The organism is Streptomyces sp. NPDC058470 (assembly GCF_042721055.1).
Taxonomy (GTDB): Bacteria; Actinomycetota; Actinomycetes; order Streptomycetales; family Streptomycetaceae; genus Streptomyces.
The window spans coordinates 50,783-65,355 of record NZ_JBHXMF010000035.1 but is presented as its reverse complement, the minus strand read 5'-3'; the positions used below and the strand labels follow the sequence as shown (position 1 = coordinate 65,355).

At 69.0% G+C, this 14,573-nt stretch carries 11 protein-coding genes; 5 read left to right on the top strand and 6 right to left on the bottom strand.

The features are described from left to right. The first annotated feature begins 3 nt into the window (after window positions 1-3). From ACFWP7_RS25010 to ACFWP7_RS24995, 4 genes are all read left to right on the top strand, one after another. Complete coding sequence (locus ACFWP7_RS25010; protein WP_384384918.1) at window positions 4-1,935, top strand: hypothetical protein; 1,932 nt, start codon at window positions 4-6, stop codon at window positions 1,933-1,935. 88 nt (window positions 1,936-2,023) lie between these two features. After that, complete coding sequence (locus ACFWP7_RS25005; protein ID WP_384384915.1) at window positions 2,024-3,013, top strand: metal-dependent hydrolase; 990 nt, start codon at window positions 2,024-2,026, stop codon at window positions 3,011-3,013. Then, window positions 3,013-4,071, top strand: a complete 1,059-nt coding sequence (locus tag ACFWP7_RS25000; protein WP_384384912.1) for a PDR/VanB family oxidoreductase — start codon at window positions 3,013-3,015, stop codon at window positions 4,069-4,071. Before ACFWP7_RS25005 ends, ACFWP7_RS25000 begins: the two co-directional genes overlap by 1 nt. A 55-nt stretch (window positions 4,072-4,126) precedes the next feature. Continuing rightward, on the top strand, window positions 4,127-4,828 hold the full coding sequence (locus ACFWP7_RS24995) for a TetR/AcrR family transcriptional regulator (RefSeq protein ID WP_384384909.1): 702 nt from the start codon (window positions 4,127-4,129) through the stop codon (window positions 4,826-4,828). Window positions 4,829-4,840: 12 nt separating this feature from the next. Here ACFWP7_RS24995 and ACFWP7_RS24990 read toward each other — a convergent pair whose 3' ends face one another. Beyond that, the gene (locus ACFWP7_RS24990; protein WP_384384906.1) at window positions 4,841-5,197 is read right to left on the bottom strand and encodes a 5-carboxymethyl-2-hydroxymuconate Delta-isomerase; all 357 of its coding nucleotides are present in this window, start codon (window positions 5,195-5,197) and stop codon (window positions 4,841-4,843) included. 28 nt (window positions 5,198-5,225) lie between these two features. Beyond that, window positions 5,226-6,845: a SpoIIE family protein phosphatase gene (locus tag ACFWP7_RS24985; protein ID WP_384384903.1), complete on the bottom strand. Its 1,620-nt coding sequence runs from the start codon at window positions 6,843-6,845 to the stop codon at window positions 5,226-5,228. A gap of 237 nt (window positions 6,846-7,082) precedes the next feature. On the opposite strand from ACFWP7_RS24985, the gene ACFWP7_RS24980 reads away from it, so the two are divergent. Further along, on the top strand, window positions 7,083-9,056 hold the full coding sequence (locus ACFWP7_RS24980; protein ID WP_384384900.1) for a recombinase family protein: 1,974 nt from the start codon (window positions 7,083-7,085) through the stop codon (window positions 9,054-9,056). Window positions 9,057-9,142: 86 nt separating this feature from the next. Here the strand turns inward: ACFWP7_RS24980 and ACFWP7_RS24975 are convergent, their stop codons facing one another. From ACFWP7_RS24975 to ACFWP7_RS24960, 4 genes are all read right to left on the bottom strand, one after another. Beyond that, on the bottom strand, window positions 9,143-10,525 hold the full coding sequence (locus tag ACFWP7_RS24975; protein ID WP_384384898.1) for an alpha-amylase family protein: 1,383 nt from the start codon (window positions 10,523-10,525) through the stop codon (window positions 9,143-9,145). A gap of 172 nt (window positions 10,526-10,697) precedes the next feature. Beyond that, complete coding sequence (locus tag ACFWP7_RS24970; protein WP_384384895.1) at window positions 10,698-12,368, bottom strand: glycoside hydrolase family 13 protein; 1,671 nt, start codon at window positions 12,366-12,368, stop codon at window positions 10,698-10,700. Window positions 12,369-12,572: 204 nt separating this feature from the next. Further along, a complete protein-coding gene (locus tag ACFWP7_RS24965) occupies window positions 12,573-13,484 on the bottom strand; it encodes a sugar ABC transporter permease (RefSeq protein WP_384384892.1) in 912 nt (303 codons plus the stop codon). A 13-nt stretch (window positions 13,485-13,497) separates the two neighbouring features. Then, on the bottom strand, window positions 13,498-14,502 hold the full coding sequence (locus ACFWP7_RS24960; RefSeq protein WP_384384890.1) for a carbohydrate ABC transporter permease: 1,005 nt from the start codon (window positions 14,500-14,502) through the stop codon (window positions 13,498-13,500). Between the last annotated feature and the right edge of the window lie 71 nt (window positions 14,503-14,573).

Genomic DNA, 14,573 nt, shown 5'->3' with positions numbered 1-14,573 from the left:
TGTGTGCAGTCACAGGATGTAGCCCCGCGCTCCGCACCCTCCGCAGGCCCGGTCGTCGACGTCGAGCAGGCCGAGGCGGCGCTCGTCGAGCACTATCCGCGGCTGGTCCGGCTCGCCTATCTGGTGCTGCCGCCCAGCCTGGGCCGCAACCGTCGGGTGCTGACCGCGCACGCCCTCACCCAGCGCGCACTGCCCCGGAGCCGCACCTCCGGTGACGCGACGGTCATCCCGGCCCAGCAGACGGGCGGCGGCCGCGACGGCGACCCCGGCTACGCCTTCGTACGCCTCCAAGTGGTGCGTACGGCGCTGGAGGCGGGCCTGCCGCTGACCCTGCGGGCGTGGCCCAAGCGGTCCCAGCTTCCGCCGCTGCTGCCCCAGGTGTGGGGCCTCAGGCTCTTCCCGCGTTCCGGCGGCGCCGACGAACTCGCCCTGGACCAGCGGCTGTCCGCGCTCTCCGGGCCGGCCCGTGCCGCGTATGTGCTGCGCGGACTGGAGAAGCTGTCCGAGGCGGACGTACTTAAGGTCCTGACGGCGGCGGGTGTCGACGATCCGGGCGCGGCACTCGCGGTGGCCGCCGGTATGGAGGCGCAGGACTCCCTGCTCGGCTCCGCCGAGTTCGATCCCTGTTCGCTGCATGCCCGGCCCACCGATCTGATGCGGCGCAGGCAGCACGTCAAGGCCGCGATCGCCGCGACCGCGGCCGTCGTGGTGTGCGGTGCGCTGCTCGGTCTGCCCGGCGACGGGTGGGGGCCCGACGGCGCCGCGGCGCCACCGTACGCGCAGAACCCGGCGGCCCAGGCCGCGCTGGACCCGGCGCAGCTGACGAAGGTGGCGGCAGGGGCCTGGCAGGCGTCCGCGCGGACCGACTTCTCCGTGTGGCCCGCGCGTGGAGCCCTCACCGGGGACAGTGCTCTGCTGCGGCGGGCGCTCGCCGTGTGGGCGCGGCCCGGCGAGTCCGTGGCGGTGTCGGCGACCCCCGGCACCCCGTCCGGTGCCCCGCCCGGGCCGCCGCAGCTCCTGTACGCGGGCGTGGTCGACCAGGCCCGTGTGGTGCTGCTCTACGACGGTCTGCGCATCGCGCGGTACGCCGAGCCGACCGACGGCACGAACGGCGCGGCCCTCGACTTCGCGCGGGTCGACGGCGCGAAGGGGGCGGAGGCGGAGGCGGTGGTCCTCGGCCGGACCGACGGCAACGTCCGCTATCTGACGGCCCCTTGGGTGACGAAGGCCACCGAGCGGGACCTGATGAAGCCGTCCTCCGGCGCGATGGACCTCGCTCTCGCGGCCGACGGTGTCACCTCCCCGCTGGCCAGCCCGGCCCAGCGGTCCGGCGCGTGCACCTCGTGGAACGTACTGGAGCTGACGGACAACTCGGGCACCCGCCTGCTGACCGACCTCGGTGAGCTGGCCCCGGCGCACCTCACCTCGGGACAGCCCTCGGGCCCCGGCGAGGCGTCCAGTGCCGAAGCGCTGCGGAACTGGGCGCCGTTCGCCTGCTCGCTGGCTTCCGTGCGCTCGCAGGGCGTGCGGTCCGTGAACGCCTGGCAGTACGCCCGGCAGGACCTGCCCGACGCCGGCGGTAGCGCGACCTGGGTGTGCACGCGGGCCGACACCTGGCGCGGCGGCGGCACCCGCGTGCTCGCGCAGTTCCAGACGCCGGGCGGTACGTACGGTGCGGTCGCCGCGAAGGCCGAGAACTCGCCCGCGTGCGGATCCCGCGACCCGCATGTGCTGGCGGGTGTGCTGTGGAAGTCGGGCACCGGAAGCTGGTATCTCATCGCGGCCGGCAGCAGGGACACGGCGTCTGTCGGCGCGACCGGCGGGGTCACCGGGTCGGCGCAGGGCTCCCTGCTCACCGTACGGGCCGAGCAGGGAGCACAGGCCGAGCTGAAGGGGAGCCTCGAGGACGGGCGGGAGATCAGCGGGCTGCGCTGAGCCGAGCCACAGGACCTAGCTGACATCTGCGTCAACAAGTCGCTGCGCGGGGGTTCTCCCCGCACCTACCCGTCAGTACATTGACGGCATGTCTCACACTCGTGCCGGGCTGCCCGAACCGGTCGACTCCGAGCGGATACCCCTCAAGGCGCGGAAGGTGTCGTTCTCCTGGGAGGACACGCCCCTGCACTGGGTGCCGGACGAGCCGTTCGCCACGCACACCATCAATGTGCTGCATCTGCTGCTGCCCGCCGGTGAGCGCTGGTTCGTGCATGTGTACAAGCAGGTGCTGCCGTACATCCGGGACGAACGGCTGCGCGAGGACGTCATCGGGTTCATCGGCCAGGAGGCCATGCACGCGCAGGCGCACGACGAGGTACTCCCCCACCTCAGGGAACTCGGGCTCGACCCGACGCCGTACACCGCCCAGGTCGACTGGCTCTTCGAGAAGCTGCTCGGCGACCGCACGCTGCCGCCGGGCAAGGCCCGTAGGTGGTGGCTGATGGAGCGGGTCGCGATCATCGCGGCGATCGAGCACTACACCGCGTTTCTCGGCAACTGGGTGCTGAACGCCGAGGAGTTGGACCGGCGGGGCGCAGATCCGACCATGCTGGATCTGCTGCGCTGGCACGGCGCGGAGGAGGTCGAGCACCGGTCCGTGGCGTTCGAGCTGTTCCTGCACGTCGACGGGGGCTACCGGCGCCGCGCGCGGACCTGGGCGACCGCTTTCACGGCCCTGGTCTTCCTGTGGCAGCGCGGGGCGCGGTTCTTCATGGAGAACGATCCGACGCTCACTGCGGGCCGGGCGAGCTTCAAGGACTTCCATCGGGCCGGGAAGGCGGGGGTACTGCCGTCGACCGGGGACATGCTCAGGTCCATTCCGCGCTATCTCAGCCGGGCCTATCACCCGTCCCAGGAGGGGTCGACCGCGCAGGCCGTGGCCTATCTCGCCGCCTCGCCCGCGGCGACGGCCGCAGAGAAAGCCACGGCGACGGCCGCGGAGAAGGCCACCGCGACAGTCACGGACAAGGTCGCGGAGAGGGCCGCCGACAAGCTCGCGGAAAAGGGTGTGGCCTGATGTCCCGGCTGCGGACCTTCGTGGCCGTCGCCGGTACGGCCCTGCTCGTCAGGCGCGCGATGCGCCGCCGGATCGGGGCCTCGCCGCTGTGGCCGCTGCCCGCGTTGGAGAACCCGGTCTCCGGCCGGCCGCGCTCCCGGGCGCTACGGCTGTCGGTCGCCCGGCATGAGCGGGTCGCCGACGGTGTCGTACAACTCCGCCTGGTAGGGCGGAACTTGCCGCATTGGGAGCCTGGCGCGCATCTCGACCTGGTGCTGCCTTCGGGGCTCATACGGCAGTACTCGCTGTGCGGGGACCCGGAGGACACCTCGTCGTACACCGTCGCGACCCGGCTCGTCGGCGAGACGGCGGGCGGGCGCGGGGGTTCGCGCGAGGTGCACGAGGGGCTCCGGGAAGGTATGGAGGTCGAGGTGCGCGGGCCGCGCAACCGCTTCCCGCTCGTGGCCGCTCCCGCGTACGTCTTCGTGGTCGGCGGTATCGGGATCACGCCGGTCCTGCCGATGCTGCGTTCGCTCCAACAGGGCGCCGAATGGCGGCTGTTGTACTGCGGGCGTACGCGGGCCTCGATGCCGTTCCTGGAGGAGGTCGGGAAGCTGCGGGGCGGGCAGGTCACCGTTGTCGCCGAGGACGAGGACGGACTGCCTTGCCTCGACGCGCTGTTGGCCGATGCTCCCGAGGACGCCGCGGTCTACTGCTGCGGTCCGGAGGGACTGATGGCCGCGGTCGAGGCCCGGCTTGCGGAGGGGGCGACGCTGCATCTGGAGCGGTTCGCGCCGCGTACGTCCAGTGCGGGGAACGGCGCCTTCGAGGTCGAACTGCGCCGCAGCGGACGTACGTTGGCGGTGTCCGCCGACTCCACGGTGCTCGCCGCGGTCCGCGCGGAGCTGCCGAACACCCCGTACTCCTGCGCGCAGGGATTCTGCGGAACCTGCCAACAGCGGGTCCTGGAAGGGGAGATCGAGCACCGGGACGAACTGCTGACGGACGCAGAGCGTGGTGACTCGATGCTGATCTGTGTGTCGCGGGCGCGTGGTGAGAGGATCGTCCTGGATATGTGAACCGCCGTGGCCGGACCGGGCCGTTCAGGCCGGATCCGATCGGTAAGGTGTTCGTATGACAACCGGGGTACGCCGCAGGATGGGTGTCGATGAACGGCGGCAGCAGCTGATCGGCGTCGCCCTCGAACTCTTCAGCAGACGCTCGCCCGACGAGGTCTCCATCGACGAGATAGCCGTGGCCGCTGGCATCTCGCGACCGCTGGTGTACCACTACTTTCCCGGCAAACTCAGCCTGTACGAGGCCGCGTTGCAGCGCGCTTCGGACGATCTCGCGGGGCGGTTCATGGTCCCCGCGGAAGGCTCGCTGGGGTCGCGGCTGCTGCGGGTGATGCGCAGGTTCTTCGACTTCGTCGACGACCACGGGCCGGGTTTCGCGGCACTGATGCGGGGCGGCCCGGCGGTCGGTTCGTCCACCACCAACGCACTGGTCGACGGCGTACGGCAGGCGGCGTACATCCAGATCCTCTCGCACATGAGTGTCCAAAACCCGCCCGCCCGGCTGGAGTTGGTGATCCGCTCATGGATCTCGCTCGTCGAGTCGACGGCGCTGCTCTGGCTCGACGGACGGCGCATCCCGCGCGGCGAGCTGGAGCGGCAGCTCGTGCACGACTTCGCCGCGCTGGCGGCGGTGAGTGCCGCGTACGACGAGGAGTTGAGTGAACTGCTGCGCCGGTCGCTCAGGAACGAGCCGGGCGACGGGCCGTTCAGCGACCTCGTCGTCCGGCTGATCGCGTTGGCGTCGCCGCCGGCGTCGTAGAAACCACGGGTCCTACTTCTCGAACCTGTCGTACGACGGGTCGAGTTCGCGCACCTCCGCGGAGGCGTGCAGGGTGAGTCCGTCGGTGGGCTTGATGTGTGCGCTCAGTAGGTCCAGGACAGCCGCCGTGAGCGCGGCCTTGGTCTCGTCGGTGCGGCCCGGGAGCAGGGCGAGCGTGATGTACACGATGGCGTGCCCGTCCGCCTCGGCTCCCACCACGTTGTCCTCGGTCGGCCGGAACCGCGTCTTGCACGCCCCGAGGCGCGCGGCGGCCGTCTCGACGACCACCGGGTGCAGCGCGAGTGCGAAGCCGGGCCGGTCGAAGGTGACGTCGAGCGACTCGGAGTATTCAACGGTGATCTGCGGCATGGGCACTCCTGTTCTAGGCGTATCCCGATCACCCTAGCCGCAGCGCAAGGAGCGCGATGTCGTCCTCCCGGTCGCGGCCGAAGTGCTCGAGGAGGGTGTCGCACAGGGCGTCCAGGCCGGGCAGGGCGCCGGCGGCGGCCGCGCGGAGTTGCTCCATCGAGACCGAGAGGTCCGTGCCCCGGGTCTCGATCAGGCCGTCGGTGACCATGAGGAGCCGGTCGGTGGGTTCGAGGAACAGTTCGGTGGGCGGCGGGTGGGGCAGGCCCACGCCGAGCAGCGGGCCTGAGGCCTTGGCGTAGTCGGCGCTGCCGGTGTCCCGGATGATCAGTGGCGGGATGTGGCCGGCGTTGGCGATGCGGGTGCGTCCGGTGGCGGGGTCGGTCAGGGTCAGGCAGACGGTGGCGGTGACGTCGGGGTGGTAGCGCCGGAGCATCCGGTCGAGGCGCTCGGCGAGGACGGCCGGGTCGCTCTCGTCGACGCAGTAGGCGCGCAGCGCGTGCCGGATCTCGACCATGACGGTGGCCGCCTCCAGCGAGTGCCCGACGACGTCGCCGACCGCGGCGAGCACGCCCTCGTCGGTGCGCAGGGCCGCGTAGAAGTCGCCGCCGATCTCGGTCTCCTCCGACGCCGGCACGTACCGGACCACGACGTCCAGGCCCGGCAGTTCGGGCAGTCGGTGCGGCTGGGGCAGGAAGCTGTGCTGGAGGGTGAGGGCGACGTGCCGTTCGACCTGGTACATGAGCAGCGGCTCGGCGGCGAGCGCGGTGGCCTCGGCGAGCCGGGCCACCAGGGCCTCGCCCTCGGGGTTCACCCGGCGCACCCCGCGGGTGGGTGTGGCGAGGCACACCGCGGCCCTGCCGTCCTGGATGGGGATCAGCGCCAGCCGGGCGTCGTGCTGCACTTCCGGCCGGAAGAACCCGGCGGGCCACAGCGGCGCGGGCACCGTGGTGATCCGCACCCCGGCCTGCCCGCGGGTGAGCCGCCGGAGCAGACCGGCCACGGTCCGGTGGGCGCTCTCGTCGGGCATCGCGAGCGAGGTGCGGTCGCGTGAGGTGGCGCGGTACAGCCTGTCGTCCGGGCTGAGGACGAAGACGGCGGCGGGACCGCCGGTGAGCTGAGCGGTGCCCTCGACGGCGGCGTCGGCGAGTTCCTGCGGGGAGCGCGCCGTCTGGATCGCGACGATCGTCTCCGCCAGCCGCTTCAGCCGCCGTGCCACCGCCTGGTCGTCGGCCCGCAGCCGCGCGGCGCGCACCGCGGCCCGGATCACCGCGTCGATCTCCTCGGGCTCGGCGGGCACCGTCAGATAGGCCTCGCCGCCGGCGTCAAGGCCCTCGCTGCGGTCACCTGGTGCCACGGCTGCGGCCGAGAAGTGCACGACGGGCAGGCCGGCCATGTGCGGCCGGGCCTTGAGCCGACGGCACAGTTCGAAGCCGCTCATGTCCGGCAGGTGCACATCGACGAGCGCCACGTCGGGCAGGGTGCCCTTGCGCAGCCGTACGTCGAGTTCGACGAGGGCGTCGTGGCCGGTGCCGGCCACGACGACCTGGTAACCGGCGCGGCGCAGCATGGCGCCGATCGCGTACCTGCTGGCCGCCACGTCGTCCACGACCAGCACGGTCGTGTCTGTCCGCTTGCCGTTGACGTCCATCTGCCAGCCCTTGGACACACCGATGGGGCAGACCGGGGTTCGAGGTCTGCCCCACCAAGGTAATGCCCTTTTCAGGAAGTCCGGAAGAATACCGCCACGGTGCGTCCCGGAACGGCGAACGTGCCCGATTTCTGCGTATACGAGGAGGACTTGACGGTAAGATCGACCAAATAGGTGACCCCGGCAGCTTGTAGCGAAGCCACCGGGGTCTGTTTGGCCAGTCGCGAAAGGACTGCCATGAAGCAGCTTACTGCTGGTTTCTCCATGCCCGGAATCGAGTCCGTGGTGAAGCGCGTAGCCCTCTACGCCCGCGTCTCCACCAAGGAGCAGGCACTCGGTTACAGCATGGACGGCCAGGAAGAAGACGGCATCGCGCACATCGACATGAGCCCCTTCCTCACCCTCTTCAAGGTCTACCGCGACCCCGGGGTCTCCGGCACCAAGTTCAGCCGCCCCGACCTCGACAGCCTCCGCGAGGACATCAAGAACGGCTTGGTGGACGCCGTCCTCGTCAAAGCCATGGACCGCATCGGACGCTCTGAGCGCGTCCTCATGCCCTGGTTCTGGATGCTGGAAGAGGCCGGCGTCGCCACCATCTCCCTCACCCAGGACATCGACACCACCACTTCGAACGGCAAGTCCTCCCTCTCCGTCTTCATCGCCCAGGCCCAGGCTGAATGGAATGCCATCCGAGAGCGCACCATTGGCGGCCTCAACGCCAAGGCCAGGAGCGGCGGATGGGTCTGCGGCGTGCCCCCCTACGGCTACGAACTCGAAGGGCGCGGCCAGCGAGGTGGTTCCAAGGTGGTCCTCCACCACGAGGAGATCGAGATCCTGAAGAAGGCCGCCCACTGCATCCTCGACAAGGGATACAGCCTCGACCGCACTGCCGACGCACTCAACGCCGACAGCCACCGAACCCGCAGCGGTGTCCGCTGGACCGGCCCCAACCTCCGACTGCGCCTTCAGGGGCCCATCCTCGACGGATACACCGAGTACCGGAGCCTCACGAACAAGGGCACCAAGACCGCCACCGGTCCCGACGGCCAGCCCAAGTGGGGCCCGACCGAACGCATCAACCTCCCGAAGGCCCTCGACGACGACCTGGTCACGAAGCTGCGCAACTACTTCGAGGCCCGCCACACTCCCCGGGGAAACCGGGAACACCTCTACTTCCTCTCCGGTCGCATCACCGGAACATGCGGGGGCTATTCCGTCGGCCGCCGCGTTACGCAGACCGGGCGACCCATGTACTTCTGCTTCGAGCACTCCAAGAACAAAGGCGCACGAGCCTGCAAGTACTACCGCGCGGACCTGATCGAAGAAGCCGTGTGGAGATCCGTAGTCAGCGGCCTCGGCGACTGCCGACTCCTCGAAAGGGCAGCCGACAACTGGACAGGAACTCTCCCCGGCAACGGGGAGACCTACACATCACGCATCGCCGAACTCGACAGGATGATCAGCAAGCTCGACGACCTCCGAACGACAAAGCTGGTCGAATACACCACCGCCAGTGTCGACCCCCTCGTCGTCAAGGCCGCCCAGGACAGGTTCGAGCAGGACATCAAGGAGCTGGAATCCCAACGCGCCGTCGCTCAGACGCTGCTGGCCGAACTCGAAAATACGCTAGACCGTAAGAGCCAGGTCCTCTCCCTCGCAACCCTTTCCTCGGAGAAGCTGATCGCCGCTCCACCGGACGTTCGGTCCATGGTCGTCGAGATGCTGGACCTGAAGATCGTCTTCGTAAACGACCCCAAGAACTCAGCGGTCGGCAGCCCCTGCAATGTCCAGGCCTTCTTCCGCGACAACAAGAAGCGGGTCCCGGACACCCTGGTCGACGAGCAATGGACCATGCTCGTCAGCAAGATCCCGGCACTCTCGCCGAAAGGCCGGAAGATCTCCCTGCGCACCGCCCTCGAAGCGGGCTTCTATAAGGTCCGCAACGACATTCGATGGCGGGAGCTTCCGCAACAATTCGGCAAGGAGATGAGCCTCCGAGCCATCTGGCGCACGTGGCTCAGGGAGGGCGTCCTGGCGGACGTCGTCGACGCTCTGGGCGACTACGAGGGCACCGGCATCAACGAGTCCCGCTGGCTGCCGGAGATGAAGATCTACGGCGTCCTGGAGGGTCACGTGGACCCTGTCATCAGGTCGGACGACGACAACGGTCTGTTGCTCGAAAGCCAAACAGCCTTACAGCAAGAGCCCTGAAACTGATGGCAAGAGTTTTCACGTCCGCTCGGAACCAAGGGCCCGTTCACCAGGGGATCGTCGAACGGGCCCTCCGCTGCCGCCACTCAGCAGCTGGACTTGCCCGAGTAGATCGCCAGCGCCGTGTTGGCGCCGAGGGTCGCCGTGAACTGGCCCGAACTGTTCACCGTGACGGTCGTGTTGCTCTGGACATTGCAGTAGGTGCCCGCCGCCAGGGAGGTCTGGTAGGTACGGGCCAGCGAGGACGACTCGTGGTTGATGGCCACGAAGCCCTTGGAACCGCGGCCGAACGCGATGGCGTCGGCGCCGTTGTCCCACCAGTTGGTGACCGACTCACCGCGGGTGGTGTTGCGGAAGGCGACCATCCGCTGGATCTCCGGCCAGGCGTGCTGGCACTTCCAGCCGTCCTGCCAACAGGCGTTGACCGTACCGTCGTTGGGCGGTCCGGCGTCGGTGGAGGAGAACTCGTAGCCCGAGTTGATGTCGGGCGCGCCGTATGGCCAGGCGAGCATGAAGACGTTGGCGAGCGTGTAGTTCGCCCCGTCCTTGTAGCTGAGCGTCGAGCCGTTGCGCTCGGTGTCGTGGTTGTCGACGAAGACACCGGAGACGCCACTGCTCATGTAGCCCCAGCCCTCGCCGTAGTTCTTCAGGTAGGCGAGGTTCTCGTTGTTGAAGACCCGCTTGAGGTCGTACGCGTACCGGAACTCCTGGACGTCGCCGTTGCCGGTGTACTCGGTCGGCTGGACGGCCTCGCCCGATCCGTAGATGACCTCCTGCTTCCAGTACACGCTCGGACTGCTCAGCCGGGACTTGATGTTGGCGAGGTCGGCCGCCGGCATGTGCTTCGCCGCGTCGATGCGGAAGCCGTCGACGCCGTAGCCGAGGAGGGTGTTCAGGTAGCCGGCGATGGCGGAACGGACGTACGACTCACCCGTGTCCAGGTCCGCGAGACCGACCAGTTCGCAGTTCTGGACGTTGGTGCGGTTCGTGTAGTCGCTGATGGAGGCGGTGCAGTCGTCGAAGTCGTACGAGGAGTACAGGCCCGGGTAGTTGTACTTCGTGTACGAGGAGCCGCCGGTGCCGGTGCCGCTGCCCGCCGACATGTGGTTGATGACCGTGTCGACGACCACCTTCACGCCCGCGTTGTGGCAGGCCGTGACCATGTCACGGAAGTCGGTGGCATTGCCGAGCCGCCCGGCTATCTGATAGCTGACCGGCTGGTACGAGGTCCACCACTGCGAGCCCTGGATGTGCTCGGCGGGCGGGGAGACCTGGACGAAGCCGTACCCTGCGGGGCCGAGGCGGCTCGCGCACTCCGTCGCCACGGAGTCGAAGTCCCACTCGAAGAGGACGGCGGTGACGTCCTTGGTGCCGGGGGGAGACGCCTGCGCCGTGCCCGCGGGGACGGCGAGCGCGACCGACGCGGCCGCCGTGAAAGCAAGGGCACCGGAGAGAGTTCTGCTGGCCATGTGGGGTTCCTTCTCCATTGAAGGTCCATTGAATGTTCTTGCTGAAAGATTGCAAGATGTGCGGTGCCGCAGATAGTAGAGGCCCGCCTCCCGAAGCGGAAGGCGGGCTTCTGAAAGTGCCGGAAACTCCTTGCGGGGCCTCTCGACTGACGAGACGTCAGTTGACGGGCTGTCAGCCGGTGGTCCACCACACGGTGACGTCCGCCGGCAGCTTCGCCTCGCCGCCGTCCTGCGAGAGGGTCACCTCGCCACTGGCAAGCAGCACCCGGCCGTACGCCGGGACGGTCACCGCCTCGGTGCCGGTGTTCGCGGTGCAGGTGAACTCGCCGCGGCGGAAGGCGAGTACACCTTCCGGAGCCTTCAGCCAGCCGACGGAGTCGCCGGCGCCCAGGTCGGGCTGCTCGCGGCGGACGGCGAGCGCGTCACGGTACAACTCCAGAGTGGAGCCCTCCGCGTCGGTCTGTGCCTCGACGCTCAGCTCGGCCCACTCGGCGGGCTGCGGCAGCCAACTGCCACCGCCGCCGAAGCCGTACGACGACCCCTCGCGGGTCCACGGGATCGGCACCCGGCAGCCGTCGCGGAACCCGTCCTGGCCCGCGCCCCGGAAGTAGGCGGGGTCCTGGCGCACCTCGTCCGGCAGGTCCACGACGTCCGGCAGACCGAGCTCCTCACCCTGGTAGAGGTACGCGGAGCCGGGCAGCGCCAGCATCAGCAGGGTCGCGGCCCGTGCCCGGCGCAGGCCAAGCGCGCGGTCACCCGCGGTGCGGATCTGCGTACCGAGCCCGGCCTCGTTGGCGAAGCGGGTGGCGTGCCGGGTCACGTCGTGGTTGGACAGCACCCAGGTGGCGGGGGCGCCCACCGGGCGCATCGCGTCCAGCGTGCGGTTGATGCAGTCGCGCAGCTCGGCCGCTTCCCAATGGGTGCTCAGATACTGGAAGTTGAAGGCCTGGTGCAGCTCGTCGGGGCGCACGTAGTTGGCGGTGCGCTCGATGGTCGGGGTCCACGCCTCCGCCACGAAAATGCGCTCTCCGGAATACTCGTCGAGGATCGTGCGCCACTGGCGATAGACGTCGTGCACACCGTCCTGGTCGAAGAACGGCATGACATCGTTGCCCAACAGCTTCAGCTGCTCGTGGGATCCAAGGTCCGGCAGGCCCGCCGCCTTCACCAGACCGTGCGCCACGTCGATGCGGAACCCGTCGACGCCCATGTCGAGCCAGAACCGCAGGATGGAGCGGAACTCGTCGCCGACGGCGGGGTGTTCCCAGTTGAAGTCGGGCTGTTCGGGCGCGAAGAGGTGCAGGTACCACTCACCGTCCGGCACGCGCGTCCAGGCGGGGCCGCCGAAGATGGACTCCCAGTCGTTGGGCGGCAGTTCGCCGTTCTCCCCCTTGCCGGGCCGGAAGTAGTAGCGCTCACGCAGCGGCGAACCCGGCCCCTCCGCGAGGGCGCGCCTGAACCACTCGTACTGGTCGGAGGAGTGGTTGGGGACGAGGTCGACGATGATCCGCAGGCCCAGCCCGTGGGCGTCGCGGATCAGGGCGTCGGCGTCCAGCAGATTGCCGAACATGGGGTCGACGGCCCGGTAGTCCGCGACGTCGTAGCCGGCGTCGGCCTGCGGCGAGGCGTAGAAGGGGCTCAGCCAGACGGCGTCCACGCCGAGGTCGCGCAGATACGGAAGTCGGGAACGTACGCCCTCCAGGTCGCCCATGCCGTCGCCGTTGCTGTCGGCGAAGCTGCGCGGATAGACCTGGTAGATCACCGCGTCGCGCCACCAGTCGCGGTGCGTGGCGACGGTGGCGAGGGCGGAGGTCGGTGCCTGGTCGGCGGAGTGCTGGCTCATGGCGTCCTTGATGCGATGGGGGTCCCCCCGGTCGAGCGAAGCCGAGTGTGGGGGAAGGGTCGGGTCGTGGGAGCAGGGTTCGGGTCGTGGGCGTAGGCGGAGTGGCGGAGTGGTTGGACGAGGCGGCCGCGGTGACAGCGGGGTCGGATGGCCACGGCGGCCGCCACCCGCGCGCCAGAGCGCGCGGGAGTCGCTGGGCGGGCGTCAGCCCTTCGTGCCACCGGCGGTGAGGCCGGCCACCAGGTTCTTCTGTACAAGGTAGAAGAACGCGGAGACGGGTATCGCCACCAGCACGGCGGTGGCGGCCATCAGGTTGCGCTGTGCGTCGTGCTCGCTGACGAAGCTCTGCAGACCGACGGCGAAGGTGTACTTCGTGTCGGACAGCATGAACGTCGAGGCGAAGGCGACCTCGCCGAACGCGGTGATGAAGCTGTAGAAGGCGGCAACCGCCAGGCCCGGCTTGGCAAGTGGCAGGATCAGCCGCGCGAACGTGCCGAAGGGGTTCAGCCCGTCGACGCGGCCCGCCTCGTCGATCTCGAACGGGATCGTGTCGAAGTAACCCTTGAGCAGCCAGGCGCAGTACGGCACGGCGGTCGAGCAGTAGACGAGGATGAGGCCGAAGTAGTTGTCGATGAGCCGGAGTTCGGAAAGGATCTCGTACATCGGCACCATCAGGACGGCGACCGGGAACATCTGGGTGACCAGCAGGACCCACATGAACTTCCGGTAGCCGGGGAAGCGCATGCGGGAGACCGCGTAGCCCGTGGTGGCGGCGACGAGCACACCGATGAAGGTGGTGCCGAGCGACACGACGAGTGTGCTCCACAGCCAGTCGAAGAACCGCGTGTGCTGCAACACGAACGAGTAGTTGTCGAGCGTCATCTTGCCGAAGATGCGCCCGGGGTGCAGATAGTCGTCCTTGTCCGGGCCGAGGGACAGATAGACCAGCCAGGCGATCGGGAACAGCGCGACGAGGCTGGCGACGCTCAGGATGCCGTGCGAGGTGATCGTCCCGGCGAGGCTGTTCTCGCCACGCCGCCGCGGCCTGCGTACCGGCTCGGTGTCCGTGGGGACCTCGTCCGCCGATGCGGAACTCTGCAGTGTGGTGGTGCTCATGGGGGCTCCTGCCTCAGTTCGCGAGCTGCTGCTCATTGCGGGCCAGCCAGCGGCGGTAGACGGAGGTGAAGACGATCAGGATGGAGAGGAGCAGGACGCCGTACGCGGCCGACTGAGCGTAGTCGCGCGGTTGTTGGCCGAAGCCCAGGTAGTAGGCCCAGGTGACGAGGATCTGCGCGTCGGGGGCGGTGTCGCCGAAGAGCAGGAAGATGACGGCGAACTGGTTGAAGGTCCAGATGACACCGAGGAGTACGACGGTGGAGCTGACGGGCCGCAGTCCGGGCAGCGTGACGTGTCTGAAGCGCTGCCAGGCGTTGGCGCCGTCCATCTCGGAGGCCTCGTACAGCGTCGAGTCGATGGACTGCAGACCGCCGAGCAGCGAGACCATCATGAACGGCACACCGCACCAGGTGTTGACCATGATGGCGGACATGCGCTGCCAGAAGGTCTCCTCCAGCCACAGCGGCGACGGCAGGTGCAGCGCGTCGAGGGCGGAGTTGATGATGCCGTTGTCGGCGAGCATGAAGCGCCAGCCGAAGACGGTGACGAAGGTGGGCACGGCCCACGGCAGGACCAGGATGAGCCGGTAGAACGTGCGGCCGCGCAGCTTCTGGTTGAGCAGCAGGGCGAGGCCGAGCCCGATGGCATAGTGGAGCAGCACGCACAGCGCCGTCCATACGATCGTCCAGATGAAGTGCGACCAGAAGCGGTCGTAGGAGGTCGGGCCCCACAGGATGTCGGCGTAGTTGTCCAGGCCGATGAACTTGTAGGTGGCGTCGATGTGGTTGACGCCGATCTGGCGGGCCGAGTTGAGGCTGTTGGCGTCCGTGAACGTCAGGTAGATGCCCCGCACCAGCGGGTAGAGCACCAGCGCGCCGAGCACGACGACCACCGGGGCGATCATCGCGTACGCGTACCAGTACTTCTGGTACCCGTGCTTCAGGCGCTGGAGCGGCCCGGGGCGCGGCCCCCGGTCACCGCGGCGCTTGCCGGTCGCGCGGTCGATGACGACTGTCATGGTTCGACACCTTCTGGAAGATCAGGGGTTGGGCGCTCGCAGGCCGATGGCCGCCGGATCTGTCCCCCCAA

Excerpts from the sequence above, each read along its gene's own strand:
- ACFWP7_RS24980 (WP_384384900.1), top strand. The coding sequence starts at position 7,083 with ATGAAGCAGCTTACTGCTGGTTTCTCCATGCCCGGAATCGAGTCCGTG.
- ACFWP7_RS24995 (WP_384384909.1), top strand. The coding sequence starts at position 4,127 with ATGACAACCGGGGTACGCCGCAGGATGGGTGTCGATGAACGGCGGCAG.
- ACFWP7_RS24960 (WP_384384890.1), bottom strand. The coding sequence starts at position 14,502 with ATGACAGTCGTCATCGACCGCGCGACCGGCAAGCGCCGCGGTGACCGG.
- ACFWP7_RS25000 (WP_384384912.1), top strand. The coding sequence starts at position 3,013 with ATGTCCCGGCTGCGGACCTTCGTGGCCGTCGCCGGTACGGCCCTGCTC.
- ACFWP7_RS24975 (WP_384384898.1), bottom strand. The coding sequence starts at position 10,525 with ATGGCCAGCAGAACTCTCTCCGGTGCCCTTGCTTTCACGGCGGCCGCG.
- ACFWP7_RS24990 (WP_384384906.1), bottom strand. The coding sequence starts at position 5,197 with ATGCCGCAGATCACCGTTGAATACTCCGAGTCGCTCGACGTCACCTTC.
- ACFWP7_RS24965 (WP_384384892.1), bottom strand. The coding sequence starts at position 13,484 with ATGAGCACCACCACACTGCAGAGTTCCGCATCGGCGGACGAGGTCCCC.
- ACFWP7_RS24985 (WP_384384903.1), bottom strand. The coding sequence starts at position 6,845 with ATGGACGTCAACGGCAAGCGGACAGACACGACCGTGCTGGTCGTGGAC.
- ACFWP7_RS24970 (WP_384384895.1), bottom strand. The coding sequence starts at position 12,368 with ATGAGCCAGCACTCCGCCGACCAGGCACCGACCTCCGCCCTCGCCACC.
- ACFWP7_RS25005 (WP_384384915.1), top strand. The coding sequence starts at position 2,024 with ATGTCTCACACTCGTGCCGGGCTGCCCGAACCGGTCGACTCCGAGCGG.